Raw genomic sequence first — 23974 nt, forward strand, 5'->3', positions numbered from 1 at the left:
AGTCTGTTGTTCAGGAGTTCATCATGCGCGCTATTCCCATAATAATTTTCCTGGGAACTCTCAGTGCCCTGCCGCATGCTAGCCATGCCGGCATTGCCGACCATCAGGAGTTCGAGGCCGTGCTGGTGGCGCCATTCCGGGCGGACGCCGCCGGCGGTCGCACGCTGCGGCTGCACTTTTCCGCACCGGGAGCGCAGCAGACGCGCACGCTGCGCTGGCGACTGGAACTGCTGGCGCCGGACGGCCGCCGCATACGCTTGTGGCGCAAGCAACAATCGTTGACCGATACGCCAGTCGACGTGGCGATACCGTGGCGCCCCCGGCCCGGCCTGCGCAGCGGCATCTACCGGTTGCGGCTGCGGGCGCGCGTCGACAACGAGCCCGACATCGAGCAAAGCTGGGAGGTCGCGGTGGGCCGGGCCGCGGTCAGACCTGCCACTTCCCTGGCGCCATCGCTGGCCGCGGCCGCGCCGGACGCCCTGCCCTACGCCGTCCACCTCGGCAACCTGCACAGCCAGACCAACCACAGCGACGGCGGCGGCGCGCTGGACCATTGCGACGGCGCGCAGCCGCCGCAAAGCGCCGCGCTCGGCCCGTCGGACGCCTACGACTACGCGCAGCGGCATGGCCTGCGGTTCCTGATGACGTCCGAGCACAATCATATGTACGACGGCTCGGACGGCACCAACGCCGGCGCCGACCGGGCCGCAGCGCTGGCCCTGTACCGCAGCGGCCTGCAGAAGGCGGCGGACTGGAACCGGGAGCACCCGGATTTCCTCGCCATCTACGGCCAGGAATGGGGCGTCATCAACCATGGCGGCCACCTCAACATACTGAACAGCAACGAACTGCTGGGCTGGGAGCGCAATGCCCAGGGCGAGTTGCTGGCAGACGCGGAAACGCCGAAAGGCGACTACGCCGGCCTGTACAGCCTGATGCGCGCGCGCGGCTGGGCGGGCCAGTTCAACCATCCGCAAAACGACCAGTTCGCCGTCGAGGGCAAGCCGCTGGCGTGGACGGCGGACGGCGACGAGGTCATGCTGCTGTGCGAAGTGATGAACAGCAGCGCCTTTTCCACCCATGAAGACGAGGGCGAGACCCATTTGAGCAACTACGAAGCCGCCTGCAACAAGCTGCTCGAGGCCGGCTATCACCTGGCCTTCAGCAGCAACCAGGACAACCATTGCGCCAACTGGGGCGCGGCGTACGGCAACCGGACGGGCGTGCTGCTGGAGCGCGGCGTGGCGCTGGACAACGACAGCCTGCTGGCCGCGCTGCGCGCGCGTCGCGTATTCGCCACGATGGACAAGCATGCCCAACTGCTGTTGACCGGCAACGGCCATCCGATGGGCGAACGCTTCCGCAATCGCGGCAAACTGACGCTGCAAGTCCGCTACACCAGCGGCAACGGCCACAATCCCGCCGCGATCGCGCTGTTCCAGGGCGTGCCCGGACGCAACGGCACGGTGACCAAACTGGGCGCAAAAACCAGGGCCGTCGTCACGCCGGCGGCCGGCGAACATTTTTACTACGCACGGGTGACACAGGATGATGGCAAAATACTGTGGAGTGCGCCAATATGGGTCAGCCAAGCCGGTCGCTGAGCCCTGCAATCGTGCGCTACGGAAAATTTAATTGCAGTAGTCTTCCTTTGACGAAAAAAATCTGACGCGCCGATTGTCAAATTGATAAAATGGGATAATTACTACCAGCAACTTTGTAACTACCCTCCACTACCTCAACCGTCCAGCCCGCCGTGCCGATCCCTAAAGTCCTCCTCGTCAATGACGATCCGGCCAGCCTGTATGCGCTGGAGAGCCTGCTGGCCGACGCCGTCGACCAGCATCAGTATCAATTGATCACCGCCGCTTCCGGCAAGGAAGCGCTGCGCCAGGTGCTGCTGCACGAATTCGCCGTGATTTTGCTCGACGTCAGCATGCCCGGCATGGACGGTTTCGAGACCGCGGAGGCGATCCACTCCCATCCGCGTTCGGCGGGCGTGCCCATCATCTTCATCACCGCGCACTACGCCGACGAAATCAACCGCCTGAAGGCTTACCAGAAAGGCGCGGCCGACTACCTGTTCACGCCCGTGATCCCGCAAATCCTGCAGGCCAAGGTGGCGGTGTTTGTCGAGATGACGAAGAAGAATATCCAGCTGCGCAAAAACCGCGACCAGTTGGCCAAGCTGAACCAGGATCTGCGGGTGCAGCGCCTGCAGGACCTGGAGCGCATCAACGCCGAGCTGGAACAGGAAATCAAGGAACGTAAACTGGCCGAGCAGCGTGCCCACGAGCTGTCGATCCGCGATGCGCTGACCAACCTGGTCAACCGCCGCGCGCTGATCCAGCAGCTCGAACACGCCGTGGCGACGTCCGACCGCAGCGGCGATGGGTTCGCGCTGCTGTTCCTCGATCTCGACAAATTCAAGCAGATCAATGACACCTTCGGCCATGAAGCGGGCGACGAGCTGCTGCGCCAGGTCGCGGCGCGGCTGACGGCGGCGGTGCGCGTGGCCGACGTGGTGGCGCGGCTGGGCGGCGACGAGTTCGTGGTGCTGATCGAAGGCCGCGCGGCGACGGGCAATGCGGCGCGCGTGGCGCAGAAAATCGCGATGGCCTGCGCGCTGCCGTTCGATATCGGCAGCCAGCGCCTGAAGACGGCGGCCAGCATCGGCATCGCGATCTATCCGCAAGACGGTGCCGACGCCCAGACGCTGATGAAGAACGCCGATACGGCCATGTACCACGCCAAGCGACATGGCGCCGGGCCGGTGCAATTCTTCCACGAGGCGCTCAACGAACGTGAGCGCGAACGCGAACGATGGACGCTGGAGCTGCGCAAGGCGCTGACGGCCGACCAGCTGGAACTGCGCTACCAGCCGCAGATCGACATCAAGGCCGGCCGCACGACCGGCGCCGAGGCGTTGCTCTACTGGCACCATCCCGATCGCGGCTTGCTGGAAGCCAGCCAGTTCCTGCCGCAGGTGCAGGAACGGGGACTGCTGGAGCGTATCGACACCTGGGTCGTGACGCAGGCCGGCGCGCAGGCGGCGCTGTGGCAGGCCTCGGCCGGCGCCCTGCCCGGCGGCGAGCCGCTGTGCATCTGGATTCCGCTGGCCGCGCCGCAGCTGAACGCCGAACTGCTGCAAGTGCTGCTGCCGGCGCTGCGCAAGCACCAACTTGCGCCGGGCAGCATCGGCCTGGAACTGAACGAAAAACTGCTGCTCGGCGCGGCCGAACCGCTGGCGGAACTGCTGCAACAGCTGCATACGGCCGGCGTGCGCACCGCGCTCGACGACTTCGGCAGCGCGCGCTCCTCGCTGGCCGCCTGCAAGCGCTGGCAACTCGACACGCTGAAGATAGACCGCGCGTTTGTCCACGCCATCGGCAACAACGATGGCGGCACCGACATCGTCGCCGCCGTCATCCACCTGGCCCGCGCGCTGTCGATGCGGGTGGTGGCGCTGGGCGTGGACGACAGCCGTCAACTGGAAGTACTACAATCACTCGGCTGCGACAGCTGCCAGGGCGATTTATTCAGCCCGCCGCTTGCGGCTGCGGGTTTGCTGGAACATGCCGGCGCCGCACAGCCGGATGGCACACCGATCACCACCACCACCGTTCCCTCCTAATTAACGAGGACTAGCCGATGAATAATATGACCGACATGGGCGAGCAGCTGGACGCCAAGCTCTTACTGTCCACCCTGATGGCGTTGAAAAAAGGCGACTTCACCGCCCGCATGCCGTCCGACTGGACCGGCATGGCCGGCAAGATCGCCGACACGCTGAACGAAATCATCGAAACCAAGGAAAAAATGGTGAGGGTGGTGACGGACGTGAGCCGCGTGGTGGGCCGCGAAGGCCGTCTGACGCAGCGCGCGCAGGTGCCCAATATGTCCGGCGGCTGGGCCGCTATCGTCAGCGCCGTCAACGCGCTGATCGACGACCTGGTGCGGCCGACCACCGAAATGGCGCGCGTCATCGGCGCCGTGGCGAAAGGCGACCTGTCGCAGACCATGGCGCTGGAGGTCGACGGCGTGCCGCTGAAGGGCCAGTACCTGCGCGCGGCCACCACCGCCAACACCATGGTGGAGCAGTTGTCCTCCTTCTCGTCGGAGGTGACGCGGGTGGCGCGCGAGGTGGGTACCGAGGGCAAGCTGGGCGGCCAGGCGCAGGTGAAGGGCGTGGCCGGCACGTGGAAGGACTTGACCGACTCGGTCAACTCGATGGCGGGTAACCTGACGTCGCAGGTGCGTAACATCGCCGAGGTGACTACCGCCGTGGCCAACGGCGACTTGTCGAAAAAGATCACGGTGGACGTGCGCGGCGAGATCCTGCAGCTGAAGGACACCATCAACGTGATGGTGGACCAGTTGCGCTCCTTCGCGTCGGAGGTGACGCGGGTGGCGCGGGAGGTGGGCACCGAGGGCAAGCTGGGCGGACAGGCTTACGTGCCGGGCGTCGGCGGCACATGGAAGGACTTGACCGACAACGTCAACTTCATGGCCTCCAACCTGACGGGCCAGGTGCGTAACATCGCGGCGGTGACCACCGCCGTGGCGAACGGCGACTTGTCCAAGAAAATCACGGTGGACGTCAAGGGCGAGATTCTCGAACTGAAAAACACGATTAACGTGATGGTGGACCAACTGTCCTCCTTCGCATCCGAGGTGACGCGGGTGGCGCGGGAGGTCGGCACCGAGGGCAAGCTGGGCGGCCAGGCGCAGGTGAAAGGCGTGGCCGGCACCTGGAAGGACTTGACCGACTCGGTGAACTCGATGGCGGGTAACTTGACGGGTCAGGTGCGTAACATCGCGGACGTGACCACCGCCGTGGCCAACGGCGACTTGTCGAAGAAGATCACGGTGGACGTCAAGGGCGAGATTCTCGAACTGAAAAACACCATCAACGTGATGGTCGACCAATTGAACTCCTTCGCTTCGGAAGTGACGCGGGTGGCGCGCGAGGTCGGCACCGAGGGCAAGCTGGGTGGCCAGGCCAACGTGCCCGGCGTGGCCGGCACATGGAAGGACTTGACCGACGGCGTGAACTCGATGGCGGGTAACCTGACCGGTCAGGTGCGCAACATCGCCGACGTGACCACCGCCGTGGCCAACGGCGACCTGTCGAAAAAGATCACGGTGGACGTCAAGGGCGAGATTCTCGAACTGAAAAACACGATTAACGTGATGGTGGACCAATTGTCCTCCTTCGCGTCGGAAGTGACGCGGGTGGCGCGCGAGGTGGGTACCGAGGGCAAGCTGGGCGGACAGGCCTACGTGCCGGGCGTCGGCGGCACATGGAAGGACTTGACCGACAACGTCAACTTCATGGCGTCCAACCTGACGGGCCAGGTGCGTAACATCGCGGCGGTGACCACCGCCGTGGCGCGCGGCGACTTGTCGAAGAAAATCACGGTGGACGTCAAGGGCGAGATCCTGGAGCTGAAAGACACCATCAACGTGATGGTGGACCAATTGTCCTCCTTCGCATCCGAGGTGACGCGGGTGGCGCGCGAAGTGGGTACCGAGGGCAAGCTGGGCGGCCAGGCCAACGTGTCCGGCGTGGCCGGCACGTGGAAGGACTTGACCGAGAACGTCAACCAGCTGGCGGCAAACCTGACCAACCAGGTGCGCGCGATCGCCGAGGTGGCGACCGCCGTGACGCGCGGCGACTTGTCCCGTTCCATCCAGGTGGAGGCGCGCGGCGAGGTATCCTACCTGAAGGACAACATCAACGAGATGATCCGCAACCTGAAGGACACCACGCTGAAGAACGCGCAGCAGGACTGGCTGAAGACCAACCTGGCGCGCTTCACCCGGCTGCTGCAGGGCCAGCGCGACTTGCAGGCCGTGACCAAGCTGATTCTGTCCGAGCTGGCACCGCTGGTGTCGGCGCACCACGGCGTGTTCTACATGATGGACTCGCAGGAGTCCGACGCCCGCCTGCGCATGATCGCCAGCTACGGCTACCGTTCCAGCCGCAAGCTGCCGACCTCCTTCCTGCCGGGCGAGGGCCTGGTCGGACAGTGCGCGGTGGAGAAGGTGCGCATCTGGCTGACCGACGTGCCGCGCGATTACATCGTCGTCTCGTCGGGACTGGGCGCGGCGCCGCCGACCAACATCGTCGTGCTGCCTATCCTGTTCGAGCAGCAGGTCAAGGCGGTGATCGAGATCGCCTCGCTGGACCGCTTCACCGAGACGCACCTGTCCTTCCTCGACCAGCTGATGGAATCGATCGGCGTGGTGCTCAACACCATCGAGGCGAACAGCCGCACCGAGTCGCTGCTGACGCAGTCGCAGTCGCTGGCGCAGGAACTGCAGCAGACCAACCAGGAGCTGGCGGAAAAAGCCCGCCTGCTGTCCGAGCAGAACATCGAGGTGGAACGCAAGAACCGCGAGGTGGAGCAGGCCAAGCTGGCGCTGGAGGAAAAAGCCACCCAGCTGGCGCTGTCGTCGAAATACAAATCCGAGTTCCTGGCCAATATGTCGCACGAGCTGCGCACGCCTTTGAACTCGCTGCTGATCCTGGCGCAGCAGCTGGGCGACAACCCGGACGGCAACCTGTCGGGCAAGCAGGTGGAGTTCGCGAAAACCATCCACGGCTCCGGCTCAGACTTGCTGACGCTGATTAACGACATCCTGGACCTGTCGAAGATCGAATCCGGTACCGTGACGCTGGACGTCTCCGAGTACCGTTTCCAGAATCTGCGCAACTACGTCGACCGCACCTTCCGCCACATGGCCGAGGCCAAGCACCTGGGCTTCTCCGTCGAGCTGAAGGAAAACCTGCCGACGGCGATGATGACCGACACCACGCGCCTGCAGCAGGTGCTGAAAAACCTGCTGTCGAACGCGTTCAAGTTCACCACGCACGGCCAGGTCTCGCTGGTGATCGGCATGGTCAGCAGCGGCTTCTCCAGCGACCACCCGAACCTGCTGCATGCGGACGCGGTGCTGGCCTTCGCCGTGTGCGACACCGGGGTCGGCATCGCCGCCGACAAGCTGCAGCTGATCTTCGAAGCGTTCCAGCAGGCCGACGGCTCCACCGCCCGCAAGTACGGCGGCACCGGCCTGGGCCTGTCGATCTCGCGCGAACTGGCACGCCTGCTGGGCGGCGAGATCCGCGTCGAATCGGTGGTCGGCAACGGCTCGACGTTCACGCTGTTCCTGCCGTACAACCGCGCCGGCTTCATCAACTACGACATGGGCCGCCAGCCGCAGGTGCGCCTGCCGATGCCGGCGCCGCAGGTGGTGTACTCGCCGCCGCATTACGAACTGACTGCGGCCGGGCATGAAGGCAGCAACATCAACGCCCTGTCGGAGCTCGACGCCGACATGGAGGAATACGGCGGCAGCGACGACCGCGGCCTGGTGGCGCCGGGCGATCCGTCGGTGCTGATCATCGAGGACGACGAGCGCTTCTCCAAGATCGTGCTGGACTACGCGCGCGAGAAGAACTTCAAGGGCATCGTCACCATGCAGGGCGATTCGGCCCTGAGCCTGGCGCGCGACTACCTGCCGTCGGCCATCCTGCTCGACCTGGACCTGCCGGATATCGACGGCTTCACCGTGCTCGATCGGCTCAAGCGCGATCCGAGCACCCGCCACATTCCGGTGCACGTGATGTCCAGCCTGCGCGAGCGCGAGCGCGCGCTGCGCCTGGGCGCGATCTCCTACCTGAACAAGCCGATCAGCAAGGCGGTGCTGCTGGAGGAATTCACCCGCATCCAGAAGTTCCTGCTGGGCGGCAAACGCAGCCTGCTGGTGGTGGACGACGAACCGATGCAGCGCGACTCCATCGTCGCCCTGATCGGCGACGCCGACCTGCACATCGTCGCCGTCGACACCGGCCAGGCGGCGCTGGACGCGTTGCGCGAGGCGCGCTTCGACTGCATGGTGTTGGACCTGACGCTACCCGACATCAGCGGCTTCGACCTGCTCGACATCATCGGCAAGGATGAATCGCTGCGCGACCTGCCCATCGTGATCAACACGGCCAAGGAGCTCAATCGCAAGGAAGTGGCAAAGCTCAAGCGCTACGCCAAGACCATCGTCATCAAGGATGCGCGTTCGCCCGAGCGCCTGCTGGACGAGACGGCGCTGTTCCTGCACCGCTCGCAGGCCAGCCTGCCGGAGGCGCAGCGCAAGATGCTGGAGGAAATCCACGCGGCCGACGGCGGCCTGGCGGGACGCAAGGTGCTGATCGTCGACGATGACCTGCGCAACATCTTCGCGCTGTCCTCGCTGCTGGAGCGCCAGCAGATGCAGGTGTCGTTCGCCGAGAACGGCCGCGACGGCATCGAGGTGCTGGAACGGGATCCGACCATCGAGATCGTCCTGATGGACATCATGATGCCGGAGATGGACGGCTACGACACCATGCGCGCGATCCGGCGCATACCGAAATTCAAGTCGCTGCCGATCATCACGCTGACAGCGAAGGCGATGAAGGGCGACCGCGATAAATGTATCGCGGCCGGCGCCTCCGACTACATCACCAAGCCGGTGGACGTGGCGCAGCTGCTGTCGCTGATGCGGGTCTGGCTGCACTGATGGCGGGTATGACTTCGCTGTTGGCCTCGTTGAAGGCGGTGCTGCGGCCGCCGCCCGAGGCGCGCCGCCACTCGCCGTCGTCGGTGGAGGAACTGGAACTTGAGCTGCTGCTCGAAGCCATGTTCCAGTGCCACGGCTACGACTATCGCGGCTACCAGCGCGACGTCGTGCGCCGCCAGGTGCAAGCGACCATGAAGCAGCTCGAAACGCCGACCATCTCGGCGCTGCAGGATCGCGTGCTGCACGACCCGCAAGCCTGCGGCGCCCTGCTGCGTCAGCTGTACGTGGAACCGGCGCTGATGTTCGACGACGCCGCCGAAGTGGCGCTGCTGCGCATGTCGCTCGGTGCGAGCCTGCACGGCACCCCTCTGCCGAGAGTGTGGCTGGCCGATTGCGCCGGCGCCCAGCAGGCCTGGACGCTGGCCATCCTGCTGGAGCAGGAACAGCTGGGCGAACGCACCGAAATCTACGCCACCGTCTCCAGCGACGTGTTGCTGGCGGAGGCGCTCGACGCCAGCCTGCCGATGAACCGCCTGGGCGAGCTGCAGGAAAATTACGCGCGCAGCGGCGGCGTGGGCTCGCTGCTGGATTACCTGGAGGTCAGCGACGACCACGCGCGCGCGGTGCTGCTGCCGCGGCTGCGCAACCGCATCACCTGGGCCCAGTACAACCTGGTGACGGACGCCTCGTTCAATGAATTCCAGATGATCATGGCCCGCCGCGCCCTGCCCGACTTCGGCCCGGCACTGCGCCAGCGCGCGCTGCGGCTGTTCGACGACAGCCTGGCGCAATCCGGCCTGCTGGTACTGGACCGGCCGCTGGAGGTGGGCAATCCGCTGACAGGCCGCTACAAGCCGGTGTTCCCGAGCCAGCCCTGGTACAAGCGCGTGGCTTGATACCCGGCTTGATACTTAATATGGCGTGGTGGCGCTGGGGCGCTCGGCGACGCGGTCGCGCCAGGCCTGCAAATGGTCCATGCCTTCGGCGCCGGGACGGAATTTCATCAGGCCGCGCGCAAACTCCAGCGCGCAGAACGCCGTGATATCGGCGATCGTGAAGCGCTGCCCGGCGACGAAGGGCTGCGTCGCCAGCGTGCGGTCCAGCCAGCGCGCGGTCTCGCGCATCTTCTCGCCTTGCGACGCGCCGAAGTCGGCAAACTGCGGTTGTTCCAGCATCGCCAGGCCCGGATGCGTGTGGCGCACGCAGTTGGCGATGCCGAGGAACAGGTGCAGCTCGACGCGGCGATCGGTCATCTCGATGAAGGCGCGCTCGTCGAAGCCGTCGCCCATCAGGTTGGGCTCGGGAGCATAGCCTTCCAGCCAGGTGCAGATGGCGCGCGTTTCGCACAGGATGCGGCCATCGTCCAGCTCCAGCGCCGGCACGCGGCCGAACGGATTCTTTTCCAGGTACTCGGCGCTGCGGTTCTGCCCCGCGGCGAGATCGACCGTCACGTGCTCGATACCGGTCAGGCCTTTCTCGGCCATGAACATGACCACCCGGCGCGGGTTGGGTGTGCGTGGCGAAGTATAGAATTTCATTTCAGTCTCCTGTCTCTTGTTAGCCGCGTCATAGCCGCATCATAGCTGATACGCGGTACATCGCTGTTACAGAGTGATACAAGATTGACATCGCGTGCCGTTACCTTTAGATTGCTACGCTGGCTCACGAGGCCACTAACATAAAAAGGACTAGACATGCAACGCAGCTTGATTTCGCTCGCCGTGATGGCGCTCATCGGCGTTTCCGCCGGCCTGACTTCCCCGATGGTTGCAGCCGCCCCCGCCACCAAGGCGGCCCAGGTGACTACCCAGTTACCTACCAATGCGGTGCCGACGCACTACGCCGTATCGCTGGTGCCGGACGCCGCCAACAGCACCTTCAGCGCCAGCGTGACGATCGCGCTCGAAATCAAGCAAGCCACCAATACCCTGACGCTGAACGCGGCCGACCTCAAGTTCAGCGCCGCCGCCATCAGCGCCGGCCCCGGCAAGCCGGCAGTGGCCGCCAGCGACATCGGCGTCGACAACGACAAGCAGACCGCCACCTTCAAGTTCGCCCAGCCGCTGGCCAAGGGCAGCTACCAGCTCAAGCTGGACTACACCGGCGTGATCGGCACCCAGGCCGCCGGCCTGTTCTCGCTGGACTACCAGAACGGCGGCGCAAAGAAGCGCGCGCTGTACACGCAGTTTGAAAACTCCGAAGCGCGCCGCGTGATCCCGTCGTGGGACGAACCGAACTACAAGGCCACCTTCGCGCTGGAGGCCACCGTGCCGGCCGGCCAGATGGCCGTCTCGAACATGCCGGTTACCTCGACCAGCAAGCTGGCCGACGGGCGCGAACTGGTGCGCTTCGCCACCTCGCCCAAGATGTCGACCTACCTGCTGTTCTTCGGCCTGGGCGAATTCGAACGCGCCAGCGCGGTCGAAAGCGGCGTCGAACTGGGCGTCGTGACGCAGAAAGGCTCGCTGGGCCAGGCCCAGTTCGCGCTCGATTCGTCGGTCGCCGTGCTGAAGGAATACAACGACTACTTCGGCGTCAAGTATCCGCTGCCGAAGCTGGACAACATCGCCGCACCCGGCCGCAGCCAGTTCTTCGGCGCGATGGAAAACTGGGGCGCGATCTTCACCTTCGAATACGCGATGCTGCTCGATCCGCGCGTGGCCACGCAGTCGGACAAGGAAACCTCGTTCCTGGTGGCCGCGCACGAAATGGCGCACCAGTGGTTCGGCGACCTGGTGACGATGAACTGGTGGGACGACCTGTGGCTGAACGAAGGCTTCGCCTCGTGGATGGAGTCGCGCACCACCACCCGCCTGCATCCTGAATGGAAGTGGGAGCTGAAGGCCGTGGGCACGCGCGAACAGGCGATGGAGCGCGACGCGCTGGCCACCACCCATCCCGTGGTGCAGCACATCGCCACCGTCGAACAGGCCAGCCAGGCCTTCGACAGCATCACCTATCAAAAAGGCGAGTCGGTGATCCGCATGCTGGAAAACTACGTCGGCGACGAAGCCTGGCGTGCCGGCGTGCGCAGCTACATCGCCAAGCACGCCTATGGCAACACCAGGTCCGACGACCTGTGGGTTGAAGTCGAAAAGGCCGCGCACAAGCCGGTCACCGCGATCGCCCACGACTTCACGCTGCAGCCGGGCGTGCCGCTGATCCGCGTAGCGGAAGCGGTCTGCAAGAACGGCAAGACCACCATCGCGCTGACGCAGGGCGAATTCAGCAAGGACCAGGAAAACAAGAAGCCGCTGAGCTGGCGCGTGCCGGTGATCGCCCAGACCATAGGCGGCACCACCGTGCGCACCGTCGTCAACGGCGGCAAGGCCAGCATGACGCTGCCGGGTTGCGGCCCGGTGCTGGTCAACGCCGGCCAGAGCGGCTACTACCGCACGCTGTACGCGCCGAAAGCCTTCGCGGCGCTGGCCGGCAGCTTTGCCGGCATGAGCACCATCGACCAACTGGGCCTGCTGTCCGACACCTGGTCGCTGGGCATGGCGGGCCTGATGCCGGCTTCCGGCTTCATGGACCTGGCCAACACCGCGCCGGTTGACGCGGCGCCGCAGGTCTGGCAGAAGATCGCCGGCGTGCTGGCCAGCCTGCACGCCAGCTACGAAGGCAAGCCCGAACAGCGCGCCGCGCTGGACAAGTTCGCCCGCGCGCGCCTGGCGCCGGTGCTGGCCCGCATCGGCTGGACCGCAGCCAAGGATGAAGCGGCGCCGGTCGCCAACCTGCGCGAGACGCTGGTGTCGGCACTGGGCATGGTCGGCGACGAAGGCGTCGTGGCCGAAGCGCGCCGCCGCTACGCCGCCTCGGCCACCGACGCAGCCGCCATGCCGGCCGCGCTGCGCCGCCCTATCCTGGCGGTGATCGCGGCCAACGCCGACGTCACGACCTGGGACCAGCTGCACGCCGCCGCCCAGGAAGAGAAATCGACGATGATCAAGAGCGAGCTGTATGACCTGCTGGGCACCGCCAAGGACAAGGCGCTGGCGCAGCGCGCGCTGGAACTGGCGCTGACCGACGAAGGCGGCGCCACCACCGGCGCGTCGATCATCGGCCGCGTCTCCGGCCAGCATCCGGACCTGGCCTTCGATTTCGCGCTGGCCCACCGCGAGCAGGTCGAGAAAAAAATCGACGCCACCTCGCGCAGCCGCTACTTCCCCGGCCTGGGTGGCCGCTCGGCCGATCCGGCGATGATCGACAAGCTGCGCGCCTACGCCAAGGAGCATCTGCCTGCCGACGCCCAGGGCGACACCAAAACCGCGATCGCCTCGATCCAGTACCGCGTGAAAGTGCGCACCACACGCCTGCCGGAAATCGACGCCTGGCTGGCCAAGCACGGCTGATCGTTAAAAGAAGAGCAAAAAAAACCAGCGTCATCGTGAGATGATGCTGGTTCGAAAACGCTCGAAAGCGTGGGGATGTTCTGCGGTCCGGCGGCGATGGTGCCGCCTGGACGAATTCTGTGCCGGGCTTGAACGAGTCCGGCAACCGGGCGCGAGGCTGAACCACGCGCTACAGGTGTTACTGTGCCAGCTATCGTCGGCCACAGGCTTAGGACTTCATTAAGGTTGGAATTCTGGAAGGATGGTGCCGGTGTTTCAGGCCACCGGCGAGCCTGCTGAGTCATGCTTTGTGAAATCCCGTGCCTGCTTGGGCACGGCGACCAGCTGGAGCACGCTGGGACCAGCGACACGCATCATAATCGGGCTATATGACGGCCAAATGACCACGGGTACAGGACGCATGAACATAAAAATCTCCCTGCAAGTAATGTTGCTGTGCAGCTTGCTGGCCGCGTGCAGCCAGCTGCCGGCGCCGCCCCCGTCCGCCCCCGCGCCAGTCCCCAGTCAGCCCGCCGCAACGGCACCGGCGCCGGCCGCCGTTGCCAAGCCGGCCGGGGCCAGCGTCAAGCCCCCTACGGCAGCTGCGACCGCGACCGCTCCCCTGCTGCATATCGACCCGGCGCAATCGCTGATCGCCGTCACCGTGCGGCGCGGCGGCATGCTGGCGCGGCTGGGCCACGATCACCTGGTGGCCGCCCGCACCGTCAGCGGCACGGTCGCGCCGGCGCAAAACCGCGCCGACTTCCAGTTCCGCCTGGACCAGCTGACGGTGGACGAAGCCCCGCTGCGCACCGCCGCCGGCCTGGAAAAACAGCCGTCGGCCGACGCCATCGAAGGCACCCGCACCAATATGCTGACCAAGGTGCTGGACGCGGGACGCTATCCGCTGGTCGCGGTGCACGCCGAGCGCGGCGCGCCCGGCCAGCCGCTGCAGACCACGATCACGCTGCACGGCGTCAGCCGCACGCTGGCGATCCCGGTCGACATCCGCGTCAATGCCGGGGTCATGACCGTCACCGGCGCCGTCAACCTGAAGCAAAGCGACTTCGGCATCGTGCCGTTCTCGCTGATGGGCGGCGCGCTGGCCGTGCAAGACCAGCTGGAACTCAAGTTCACGCTGGTCGCGCGATAAACAAAAAAAAAAGCCCGCAGCACAAAAAGGCGCGGGCCAAAGGTTTTTCAAATCGGGAGAGACTTGAAAGAGCAAAGCCAGTTTCGCAGTGCAGCATTACGCCCTGATGACATACGCGCCCATGTACGAACTTTTTTTGCTTTTTTTCAGCGACTGACGATCAGCTTCAGTCCCAGCCCGACAAATATGGTGCCCGCCACGCGGTCCATCCACGCGCCCGCGCCGGGATGGCGGTTGATCCAGGCGCCGACGGCGCCCGAGAAATAACCCAGCAAACCGAACAGCACCACGCCCTGGGCCGTGAACAACAGGCCCAGTTGCGCGGTCTGCCAGCTGGCGTCGCCCCGCTCGGCCACCACGAACTGCGGCAGGAACGACAAGAAGAACAGCACCACCTTGGGATTGACGGCGTTGGCGAACAAGCCCTTGCCAAACAACCTGCCCAGGCTCTCGTCCGGCAGGCCGGCACCCTCGACGCGCGCGCCGCCGCGGCTGCGCAAGGCGCCTATGCCCAGCCAGATCAGGTAGGCGCCGCCGACCAGCTTGAGCGCGCCGAACGCCAGCGGCGAGGCCTTGATCAACGCACTCACGCCCAGCGTCGCCAGCAGCGTATGGCTCAGGCAACCGAGCGCGCAGCCCAGGCCGAAAGCCATGCCCTGGCGGCGGCCGCGCGACATGCCGACGCTGAGCACCATCAGGTTGTCCGGCCCCGGCGACAGCGTGATCAGCAGCGCGGCGCTGAGGAAACCAATAAATTGTTCTGGGGAAATGAGCATGGTCGCTATCCTGTGGCGCAAAGCCGCCATCTTACCTGACGCGCGACAGCGCTTGAAGCAGGCCCGACAGTCAATTTTTGTCTAAAACAATAAGTTCTCGTTTAAAATACAAAAAACAACTTTTTCCAGACCCGCGGCCCTCGGAAACCAATGACTAAAGCGAGCGAGATGTCCTGCGGCCTGCCACGCGGCTTACTATTCTTGCTGCTGGCCGTGCTGATGTGGTGGCAGGCGCCGGCTCAGGCCCAGCCGCAAGCCGCTCCCATCCCCCTGAACAGCGCCAGCGTCGACCTGGCCGTGCAAGGCAAGCTGTTCCACGACGACGACGGCCAGGCCTTCCCCGTCACGGCCGGCGGTCTGCCGGCCATGCTGGCGCAGCTGAAGCCGGCCGCCAAGGTCGACCTGCTCGGCGGCAGCTACTGGCTGTATGCCGAGCTGCGCAACGACAGCCGCCAGGCGGCCTGGGTCATCGATCCCAACGACACGCTGATCGACATGGTCGATATCCAGGTCTACGGCGCCGACGGCAGCACCCGCCAGATGCTGACCGGCTATCGCCAGCCGCATCCCTACCTGCTGCATTACGGCAGGGACGTCGAGCTGCAGCCGGGCCAGCGCTACCAGGTGCTGATACGCTTTTCCAGCCCCTACTATGCCCGCACGCCGGTCATGTCGGTGCTGCCGCGCGGCGCCTACCAGCAACTGGTGGCGCGCGAAAACGTGCTGATCATCGGCTCCATCGGCGCGCTGCTGGCGCTGACCGTGTTCAACTTCTTCATCTACTCGATCACCCGCGACCGCTCGTCGCTGTACTACTCGCTGTACGTGCTGTGCTACGCCGTCGCCTGGGGCATGACCTTCCACATGTCGGCCGACCTGTTCGGCTGGCACAACCTGCACTGGCACTACGTGCCGTTCTTCCTGCTGCCGGTGCTCAGCACGCTGTTCTACACCACCTTCCTGCGCCTGAAGGAGCACGCGCCGCGGCTGTACGCGTTCAGCCGCGTCAACATCGTGCTGCCGCTGCTGACGCTGCCGAGCTGCTTCTTCTTCCTCAGCTACGCGCACACCATCGCCACCATCGTCATCTCGATCTGGATGACGATGGCGCTGGTCAGCGGCATCGTCGTCTGGCGGCGCGGCTACTATCCGGCGCGCTTCTTCGTGCTGGGCTTCGTGGCGCTGATGGTGCCCGGCCTGTTCATCCTGCCGGCCAACGTCGGCCTGATCCCGGCGCTGGTCACCAACGCCCAGCTGTTCACGCTGCTGGGCGGCACCTTGGACGGCGTGCTGCTGGCCTTCGCGCTGGCCGACCAGATCCGCCTGCTGCGCAACACCCTGGAGCAGCGCGTGCAGGAGCGCACCGCCCAGCTGAGCGAAGCCAAGGAACATGCGGAAATCGTCAGCCGCCACCGCATCGATTTCCTGTCGGCGATGAGCCACGACATCCGCACGCCGCTGGCCGGCGTGATCGGCATGATCAAGTTCGCCATGCGCGACCAGTCGGTGAACGGCAGGACCGAGGAGTATCTGCGCATCGGCCTGCAGAACAGCGAGTCGCTGCTGGCCATCCTCAACGACATCCTCGATTTCTCCAAGATCGACGCCGGCCGCCTGTCGATAGAAACCGTGGACTTCGACCTGATCGCGCTGGTCGACGACGCCATCGGCATCCTGCAGGGCCAGGCCGACGCCAAGAGCCTGCTGCTGCGCTGCGACCTGGCGCTGGACCTGCCCCGCTACGTGCGCGGCGATCCGACCCGGCTGCGCCAGATCCTGCTTAACTTGATGGGCAACGCGATCAAGTTCACCGACCGCGGCGAAGTGCGGCTGGACGCCTCGTCGCTGCAATCCGTCGACGGCCGCACCAGCGTCAGCTTCGACATCAGCGACACCGGCCCCGGCATCCCGGCCGACTCGTTGCCGCGCCTGTTCCAGAAGTTCGAGCAGGCCGACCATTCGACCACCCGCCGCTACGGCGGCACCGGCCTGGGCCTGGCCATCTGCAAGGAGCTGGTGGAGCTGATGGGCGGTTCGATCGCGGCCGAAAGCCGGGTCGGCGTCGGCTCGACGTTCAGCTTCACGCTGCCGCTGGCGCCGGGCATCGCGCCGGTCATCGATCCGGCCAGCCTGCCGCGCAAGGACCATCACGCCTACCGCCTGCGGGTGCTGTGCGCCGAGGACGTGCGCACCAACCAGATCATCGTCAGCACGCTGCTGGAGAACATGGGCCACGATATCCGCGTGGTGGAAAACGGCCTGCAGGCGTTGCACGCGCTGAGCACCGCCGCCTACGACCTGGTGCTGATGGACGGCCGCATGCCGATGATGGACGGCGAACAGGCCGCGCGCCTGATCCGCAGCGGCGGCAGCGAGGACTACCGCGTGCTCGACCCGGGCATCCCGATCATCGCGCTGACCGCCAACGCCAGCGACCATGACCGCGCGCGCTACCTGGCGGTGGGCATGGACGGCTTCCTCAGCAAGCCGGTCGACGAGCGCCTGCTGTACGACCAGATCGAGAAGACCATCGCCCAGCACCTGAGCCGCGGGCGTCCGCTGCGCCCGACCGACGCCGCGCGGCTGGCGGCGGCGCGCAGCGAGGCGCTGGACCAGCAGTTCGGCGTGGCGCCGTCCGCCGACAAGCGCGCCGACCCGTCGACGGTGCAGATCATGCCGCTGGCCGGTCTGTCGTACGCGCACATGCAGCGCATCACGCAAGCCTTCCTGGACGAGGCCCCGCGCCGGCTGGAGACGGCGCGCGCCGCCATCGGCGCCGGCAACTCCAGCGCGGCGGCGGCGGCGATCCACGCGCTCAAGGGCAGCGCCGGCTACCTCAGTTCCACGCATCTGCACACGCTGTGCGCGGAACTGGAAAAGGCGGCGGCGGCCGGCGACCTGGCCGGCGTGGTCGACATGCTGCCGGGCGTGGAAGCGGCGCTGGACAAGGCCTGCAACGACCTGCGCCGCGCCGCCATCGATAACGGCGGGGACGGCGACGCGCCGCAGCGCGCATCGGCCGGCTGACCCGGGCCGCCGCCAGCAGACTCCGGCGGTTTACGGGACAATGACAGTCTAGGTCATCATCTCCCCGTAACCATATGTCGACAGCCAGCATCGCAGATACCGCAACCACCCTGGCCGAGCGCGACGGCTTGCCGCCCGCCGCGCGCCGCCTGGCCATGTTGTCGGTCGCCATCGGCGTCGGCATGACCGCGCTGGACACGTCCATCGCCAACACCGCCCTGCCCGCGATGGCCGAGCAACTGCGCGCCACGCCGGCGGCCTCGGTCTGGATCGTCAACGTATTCCAGCTGGCGATGGTGGCCACGCTGCTGCCCTTCGCCGCGCTGGGCGAGGCGCTGGGCTTCCGCCGCGTTTTCGTCTTCGGCCTGTGCCTGTTCACCGCCGCCTCGCTGGCGTGCGCGCTGGCCTGGTCGCTGCCGTCGCTGGTGGTGGCGCGCCTGCTGCAGGGCGTCGGCGGCGCCGCGCTGATGAGCGTCAACACCGCCATGCTGCGGGCGATTTATCCGGCCAGGCTGTTGGGACGCGGCTTCGGCGCCAATTCGCTGGTGGTGGCCGTGTCGTTCGCCGTCGGACCGACGGCGGCCTCGCTGATCCTGTCGGTCGCGCCGTGGCCCTGGCTGTTCGCCATCAACGTGCCGCTGGGCGTGTTCGCCGTCTGGCTGGGCCGCAGCGCGCTGCCGCTGACGCCGCGCTCCGGCCACAAGATCGACGCCCTGACCGCCGTCTACAACGTGTTCGCCTTCGGCTTGCTGATCCTGACCTTCGGCGAAGGCGCGCACCTGGAGAGCTGGCAAAAGCTGGTGCCAGAGCTGGCCGCCACGCTGCTGTTCTTCTGGCTGCTGCTGCGCCGCCAGGCCGGCCACGCGGCGCCGATGCTGCCGGTCGACCTGTTCCGGCGGCCGCTGTTCACGCTGTCCGCGATGACGGCGGTGTGCACCTTCGCGGCGCAGGGCCTGGCCTTCGTTTCGCTGCCGTTTTATTTCGAGACCACGCTGGGCCGCTCGCCGATAGAAACCGGCTTCCTGATGACGCCGTGGGCGGCGCTGGTGGCGGTGATGGCGCCCATCGCCGGCCGCCTGAGCGACCGCTATTCGCCCGGTGCATTGGGCGGCATCGGCCTGGCCTTGCTGTCGTCGGGACTGGTGGCGCTGCTGACCATGTCCACCGGCGTCACCGCGTTCGACATCGCCTGGCGCATGGCCTGGTGCGGCATCGGCTTCGGCTTCTTCCAGGCGCCCAACCTGAAGGCCATCATGGGCAGCGCCCCGCCGCACCGCGCCGGCGGCGCCAGCGGCATCGTCGCCACGGCGCGGCTGATCGGCCAGGCCACCGGCGCCGCGCTGGTGGCCTACTGCTTCACGCTGTCGTCCACGCGCGGCACGAGCTATGCATTGATGCTGGCCGCCGCGTTTGCGGCCGCGGCCAGCATCGCCAGTTTTTCGCGGATGGCGGTCGGCGGCAAATGAGTTATTTTGGCCGCACCGGCCGCACCTCGGCGTCCGGCTTGCTCAGCCAGCCGCTGCGCAGCTGCCCGACCGCGATCGCCACCGACTGCGCCACGTTGCGCACCTCCTGCTGGAACGCCTGGTCGCGGTCCAGCACTTCGTGGCTTTCAGCATACGAGTCGTAGTAGCCGACATAGCGGTCCAGCGCCGACTGCCTGCCGGCGTCGATCAATCCCATCCAGTCGAGCCAGTCGGCCAGGTTGCGCCGCACGCCTTCGATACCGGCCACGTCGCCGTGCACCACCAGCCCGTAGGCGCGGCCCGCCAGATGCTTGGGATAGTCCCAGCCCGCCAGTTCCAGCGCCTTGGCTTCCTGCGCCTTCTTGCCGTGGGTGCTGCTCGGGTCGGGGTTGCCGCCGTCGGCGCACACCAGCCGGTCTATCATCAACTTCAACACCGACGGTGCCTGGTACCAGTACACCGGCGTCAGGATGATGACGCCGTGCGCGGCCACCCACTTTTCGTAGATCTCCGCCATCCAGTCGTTGGTCTGGCGCTCGCCGTGGTTGGGATAGCAGCTGCAGGGCCAATGGCACAGCGGCATCGCGGTCGACACGCAGCCTTTGCAGGGATGGATGTGCAGGTCGTAGCTGGAGGTCAGCAGGCTCAGGTCGAGCACGTCGGTTTCGACGCCGGCGCCGGCCAGCGTCTGCTCCGCCCAGCGCATCATGCGGAAGGTCTTGGATATCTCGCCGGGACAGCTGCCGTCATTGCGGGCGGCGCCGACGATCAGCAGCACGCGCGAGCGGCTGTTCGGATCCTTCTGGATTTTTTCGGCGGCCAGCAGGCGGTCGCGCGTGGCCTTCCATTCCACCGACAGCTCGTAACCGGGATCGGCGAAGCCGGCGCCCGCCTTTTGCGTGACAGGCGCCTTGCGGCCGTCGCGGTAATTGGTCCAGGCGACCTCCTCGACTTGGGCCAGCGCCGTTTGCACCGGCCCGAAAGCCGGATCCTGGAACGAACGCATGAACTGCAGATGAAATTCGTCGCGGCCGAGCGGGGCCGGCGCCTGCCCTTCTCGTATCTGTGGCACGGTATCGGTCATGAAAGCCTCCATGGTAGCGCTCCAGATTGCCATGCATTCTTTACCCGCTCCGTACGCTGGCATACGGAACGCGCCGGCCTGCAAGCCTATCATGAGGTTCCGGCCACTCCCAGTGCCCGGAACGCCATCAAAGGAGAATCATCATGACCGAAGCAAGCAAATCCAGCGAAAAAGGCTTTAAACCCGGTGCCAACATGCCTGATGGAGACTACGACCCCGAGCAGGAGGGCATGAGCGAGAGCGGCAATCACGCCGCCGGCCATCCGGGCAACGACGCGCCGCCGCAGCAGCAAGGACGCATGCCTGCACGCGCCGAGCAACCCTCGCGCGGCTACCGCCGCCCTTAACGCAGACGGCAGGCTGACGGGATCAGAAGTCAGTCTCACCTTCGATGACGGCCGGATGGCCGCTCATCGCGCGCGAGGTCTGCATGCCGGCCATGACCGCCGCCTCGACGCAGCCGGCGTTCAGGCCGGTCTTGATCCAGTCGCCAGTCAGGTACAGGTTGGCGAACCCCGATTGATCCGTCGCCAGCCGGTACCTGGTGCTGTTCACCACCGACATCACGTAGCGCTCGGACGGATCGACATTGGCGCGCCAGTACTGGCTGTCGAAGCGCGCCACGCCGGTAGCCCCGCTGCCGTCGACCAGCCACTGCCACGGGAACGCGCCGGCCGGCCCCGCCGCCGACCACAACGACGCGATCTGCTGGCTCAACTGGTGCACCGCCCCCTCCTTTGCCACGGCCGCCATGCGCGCCGGGAAACCGCTGTCGCCGGCCGGCGGATAGCTCGCCACCGGCAGCGCGCTGCAGAAGTAGGACACGTTGCGCGGCTCCAGCCCGACCGGCCAGTCTTCGCGGCACAGCAGCTGGTCCATCGGCGCCCAGGTATCGTAAGGCTCGGTGAACGCGCTCAGCACCGGTTGCTGGCCTTCGGGCTGATCACTCCAGCCCATCTGCGCCAGATCCTTGTCCAGCCAGACCTGGTAGGCTTGCGTGGCCACCGTCCGCACCTGCTCTGCGGTGGTGCGCAGCGCCGGGCTTTGCGCCAGCAACTGCGGACACAGGGCCGGCAGCGAACCGACCGAAATGCCGAACACCACCTGGTCGAAATCGACGCCGCGCCGCAAGGTCAGCACCGGCAGCTCCTTGTCGAACGCCTCGTGGTAAACCTTCGGCCAGTCGCTCCAGTACGATTCCAGGTTGATGTCCTTCTGCTGCAGCAGCGCCGCCTGCGCGGGATCGATCTGTTCGTAATTGGGAACGCTCGGCCAGCACGCCAGGTCCTTCACGTCGACCAGCGGATCGTAGCCGGCGCCGGCCAGCTTGACCTGCTGCGTCATGCGGATGCTGCCGATCTGGCGCCCGTCCGGCACCAGCTCCTCGACCTTGTGGAAGAACTTGAACTTGACGCCGCGCGCCAGCAAGGCCTGGTACAGCGGCGTGAACACGGTATCGCCCATGCCCGCCTGCATCTTGAACATGATGCCGCCCTTGTAGGCCAGGCCGATGCGCGCCATCGCCCGCAGCAGCGTGCCGGCTTCGATATTCGGCTTGTCGAAGTCGCCGCCCTCGTAGGCGAACACCAGGTCGTAGAAGCCGCGCACCGGCGCCGAGTCGACGCAGTATTCCTGGTCGCCGCCGTGTTTCGTCAGCCAGGCGCGGAAATCGATGTCGTTGATGACGTCGAAGCCGTTGCGAATCACGCCGTCCTCGAACACGCCCTTCATCACCGTGATGCCCAAGTCCACGCAGATGAACAGGCGGCGGATATCGTCGCTGGCGTCGCCGTCGGCCTGCTCAACCAAGCCGCGATAGCGCGAACGCAGCTTGTGGCGCACGCCCTCCATCACCCCGGCCAGCGCCAGGTGCTGGCCTTCGGTATGCGTTGCGGCGTCGGCCGACAGGTTGGCCACCATGCCGGACAAGCCGCTGGCCAGCAGCGACAGGTCTTCCAGCAGTTCGTGCGCGGATGAGCCGATGCCTTCAGCCACATGGCAGATCCAGTCCGGCAGCATGCCGGTATGGTGCGGATGCGGCGGCAGTTCCAGTTCGCTGGTCAGGTGGTCGAGGCTCTTGATCCATTGTTCGATCCAGCCGACCATCGCCACCGCCAGCTGCCACAAGGTGATCTGCTCGCCGCCCTCGCCCGGCTCGCCCGGCAGCGTCGGGAACACGATCGACCAGTTGTGCCACTGGTCGCCGACCTGCTCGGACAAGGCCACGTAGTCCTGCTGCTTGAAGGCGTCGCGCCATGTCGCCAGCGGCGCGCCGGGCGGGCGATCCAGGCTGGCGTAGGCGGCCTTGATCATCTTGAACGCGTTGCAGTAGAAACCGAACCAGATGTGCAGGCCGTGTTCCTCGATGCGCTGGCCGTACTGCGCGTTGCGCCCGCTGGCGCCCTTGCCGCCCAGCCGCCAGCCCTGCTGGTAGACGGTGATGTCGTAGTTGTTCTGCCAGCCCGGCTGGTCGCTCAGGTAGTAGGCGGCCGTCATCGAGCCGACGCCGCCGCCGAGGATCGCGACCTTCTGCGGCGACACGGAGGAATTGTCGATCAGTTCTTCGCCCGGCTGCGCGGTGAAATCGAAGTTCAGGTTGTACGGCAGGATGGCCGTTTGCGGTCCCAGTTGCAGGCCCAGCGTCTCGTTGAGCGGGAAGCTGTCGAAGCCGTGCAGCACGCACTCGTATTCATAGCCCAGCAGTTTGCCGCTGTGAATGCGGTCGATGGTGGCCGGCGCGGCAAGGATGGCCTGGTACACCGCCTTCAAGCCGGCGCTGTCGGGGAACTGCTTGAGGAAGATCTGGTCGATGCGCGGGTTGCGCAGCAGCGAGATGATGTCGTCCCAGCCGGCGACGTCCATGTTGAAGAAATCCGGGATCGACAGGAACAACTCGATCGCCTGCTCGATCAGATCGAGCACGCTGGTGACGGGCCTTTCAATGCCGGTCTTGCGCGTGGCGTTCACTTCCAGCAGCGGGTGCATGGCGATCCTGGTTTCCGGCGAAAACGGCTGGAATCCCTTGGCCGCGACCGAACAGCGCAGCGGCTCGGTGCCGGCCTGCGGAATCTCGTACTCGCACAGATACTTGGGGTAGCCGAACAATTCGCGGCCGTTAATCAGCGCCATCGCGTCGTCGACGAAGATGTGGGCCGGGTAGTAATAGAGGTGGGCCAGCTTGCCCTCGTCGTCCATGGCGCCGACCATGATCCAGGTGACGATGTCGATCTCGGTGATCCAGCCCTTGGCATGGTCGACCGGCGCCGCCGAATCGGCGTGGTTGACGCGGGTGAACGTCAGCAGCACATATGGCGAGATCGCTTTGAAGCGCATGCGCTGGCCGGCCACCTGGTTCAGCGTGCCGTCCAGCGTGGCCTGCAATTTGGCCAGATCGCCCTTGACGAAAAAGCCGTACATTTCGGAGTTTTTCAACTGCAGCGGCGAGTGCATCATCACCGAGCCGCCTTGATAGATGTATGAAGGTCTGGTTGCCATGCGCTGTGAGTCCCGGGAGTTCAACAGGATTATCAGTGTATGAGAAATCGGCGCCAAGTTGCTAAAAATAAATTGATTGACTT

The 23974-nt window shown here is 65.9% G+C and carries 13 protein-coding genes; 9 read left to right on the forward strand and 4 right to left on the reverse strand.

Annotation, left to right across the window (positions count from 1 at the left end; all coding sequences use genetic code 11):
- Nucleotides 1–23: 23 nt before the first annotated feature.
- The 4 genes from ACCD07_RS04595 to ACCD07_RS04610 all read left to right on the forward strand — a co-directional run bounded on the left by ACCD07_RS04595 (nt 24) and on the right by ACCD07_RS04610 (nt 9455).
- Nucleotides 24–1604: a CehA/McbA family metallohydrolase gene (locus ACCD07_RS04595; protein WP_413446639.1), complete on the forward strand. Its 1581-nt coding sequence runs from the start codon at nt 24–26 to the stop codon at nt 1602–1604.
- A 152-nt stretch (nt 1605–1756) separates the two neighbouring features.
- Nucleotides 1757–3634, forward strand: a complete 1878-nt coding sequence (locus ACCD07_RS04600; RefSeq protein ID WP_413446640.1) for a putative bifunctional diguanylate cyclase/phosphodiesterase — start codon at nt 1757–1759, stop codon at nt 3632–3634.
- A 17-nt stretch (nt 3635–3651) separates the two neighbouring features.
- Nucleotides 3652–8559, forward strand: coding sequence for a HAMP domain-containing protein (locus ACCD07_RS04605; RefSeq protein WP_413446641.1), 4908 nt, complete (start codon nt 3652–3654; stop codon nt 8557–8559).
- Nucleotides 8560–8567: 8 nt separating this feature from the next.
- Nucleotides 8568–9455, forward strand: coding sequence for a CheR family methyltransferase (locus ACCD07_RS04610; protein ID WP_413446642.1), 888 nt, complete (start codon nt 8568–8570; stop codon nt 9453–9455).
- 15 nt (nt 9456–9470) lie between these two features.
- Here ACCD07_RS04610 and ACCD07_RS04615 read toward each other — a convergent pair whose 3' ends face one another.
- The gene (locus tag ACCD07_RS04615; protein WP_176651362.1) at nt 9471–10097 is read right to left on the reverse strand and encodes a glutathione S-transferase family protein; all 627 of its coding nucleotides are present in this window, start codon (nt 10095–10097) and stop codon (nt 9471–9473) included.
- A gap of 156 nt (nt 10098–10253) precedes the next feature.
- Here ACCD07_RS04615 and ACCD07_RS04620 point away from each other — a divergent pair, with 156 nt between their 5' ends.
- Both ACCD07_RS04620 and ACCD07_RS04625 read left to right on the forward strand, forming a co-directional pair.
- Entirely contained in the window at nt 10254–12911 is a 2658-nt protein-coding gene (locus ACCD07_RS04620; RefSeq protein ID WP_413446643.1) for a M1 family metallopeptidase, read from the forward strand.
- 400 nt (nt 12912–13311) lie between these two features.
- Nucleotides 13312–14043, forward strand: a complete 732-nt coding sequence (locus ACCD07_RS04625; RefSeq protein WP_353403767.1) for a YceI family protein — start codon at nt 13312–13314, stop codon at nt 14041–14043.
- A gap of 146 nt (nt 14044–14189) precedes the next feature.
- On the opposite strand, the gene ACCD07_RS04630 is transcribed toward ACCD07_RS04625, so the two are convergent.
- Nucleotides 14190–14819 (reverse strand): LysE family translocator, encoded by a 630-nt coding sequence (locus tag ACCD07_RS04630; RefSeq protein WP_176651365.1) that lies wholly within the window; start codon nt 14817–14819, stop codon nt 14190–14192.
- A 150-nt stretch (nt 14820–14969) separates the two neighbouring features.
- On the opposite strand from ACCD07_RS04630, the gene ACCD07_RS04635 reads away from it, so the two are divergent.
- Both ACCD07_RS04635 and ACCD07_RS04640 read left to right on the forward strand, forming a co-directional pair.
- Nucleotides 14970–17846, forward strand: coding sequence for a hybrid sensor histidine kinase/response regulator (locus ACCD07_RS04635; protein ID WP_353403766.1), 2877 nt, complete (start codon nt 14970–14972; stop codon nt 17844–17846).
- A gap of 74 nt (nt 17847–17920) precedes the next feature.
- Nucleotides 17921–19312 (forward strand): MFS transporter, encoded by a 1392-nt coding sequence (locus ACCD07_RS04640; RefSeq protein WP_176651367.1) that lies wholly within the window; start codon nt 17921–17923, stop codon nt 19310–19312.
- 1 nt (nt 19313) lies between these two features.
- Here ACCD07_RS04640 and ACCD07_RS04645 read toward each other — a convergent pair whose 3' ends face one another.
- Nucleotides 19314–20396 carry a flavodoxin family protein gene (locus tag ACCD07_RS04645; protein ID WP_413446644.1) on the reverse strand — a complete coding sequence of 361 codons (1083 nt, stop codon included), beginning with the start codon at nt 20394–20396 and terminating at the stop codon, nt 19314–19316.
- A 143-nt stretch (nt 20397–20539) separates the two neighbouring features.
- Between ACCD07_RS04645 and ACCD07_RS04650 the strand changes: the two genes are divergently transcribed.
- Nucleotides 20540–20743: a hypothetical protein gene (locus tag ACCD07_RS04650; protein WP_176651369.1), complete on the forward strand. Its 204-nt coding sequence runs from the start codon at nt 20540–20542 to the stop codon at nt 20741–20743.
- Nucleotides 20744–20765: 22 nt separating this feature from the next.
- Here the strand turns inward: ACCD07_RS04650 and ACCD07_RS04655 are convergent, their stop codons facing one another.
- On the reverse strand, nt 20766–23891 hold the full coding sequence (locus tag ACCD07_RS04655) for an NAD(P)-binding protein (RefSeq protein WP_413446645.1): 3126 nt from the start codon (nt 23889–23891) through the stop codon (nt 20766–20768).
- Nucleotides 23892–23974 lie beyond the last annotated feature (83 nt).

The organism is Duganella sp. Dugasp56 (assembly GCF_047304105.1).
Lineage (GTDB): Bacteria > Pseudomonadota > Gammaproteobacteria > Burkholderiales > Burkholderiaceae_D > Rugamonas > Rugamonas hordei.

Coding starts and splice junctions, on each gene's coding strand:
- ACCD07_RS04595 (WP_413446639.1), top strand. CDS start 24: ATGCGCGCTATTCCCATAATAATTTTCCTGGGAACTCTCAGTGCCCTG.
- ACCD07_RS04605 (WP_413446641.1), top strand. CDS start 3,652: ATGAATAATATGACCGACATGGGCGAGCAGCTGGACGCCAAGCTCTTA.
- ACCD07_RS04610 (WP_413446642.1), top strand. CDS start 8,568: ATGACTTCGCTGTTGGCCTCGTTGAAGGCGGTGCTGCGGCCGCCGCCC.
- ACCD07_RS04615 (WP_176651362.1), bottom strand. CDS start 10,097: ATGAAATTCTATACTTCGCCACGCACACCCAACCCGCGCCGGGTGGTC.
- ACCD07_RS04620 (WP_413446643.1), top strand. CDS start 10,254: ATGCAACGCAGCTTGATTTCGCTCGCCGTGATGGCGCTCATCGGCGTT.
- ACCD07_RS04625 (WP_353403767.1), top strand. CDS start 13,312: ATGAACATAAAAATCTCCCTGCAAGTAATGTTGCTGTGCAGCTTGCTG.
- ACCD07_RS04630 (WP_176651365.1), bottom strand. CDS start 14,819: ATGCTCATTTCCCCAGAACAATTTATTGGTTTCCTCAGCGCCGCGCTG.
- ACCD07_RS04635 (WP_353403766.1), top strand. CDS start 14,970: ATGACTAAAGCGAGCGAGATGTCCTGCGGCCTGCCACGCGGCTTACTA.
- ACCD07_RS04640 (WP_176651367.1), top strand. CDS start 17,921: ATGTCGACAGCCAGCATCGCAGATACCGCAACCACCCTGGCCGAGCGC.
- ACCD07_RS04645 (WP_413446644.1), bottom strand. CDS start 20,396: ATGACCGATACCGTGCCACAGATACGAGAAGGGCAGGCGCCGGCCCCG.
- ACCD07_RS04650 (WP_176651369.1), top strand. CDS start 20,540: ATGACCGAAGCAAGCAAATCCAGCGAAAAAGGCTTTAAACCCGGTGCC.
- ACCD07_RS04655 (WP_413446645.1), bottom strand. CDS start 23,891: ATGGCAACCAGACCTTCATACATCTATCAAGGCGGCTCGGTGATGATG.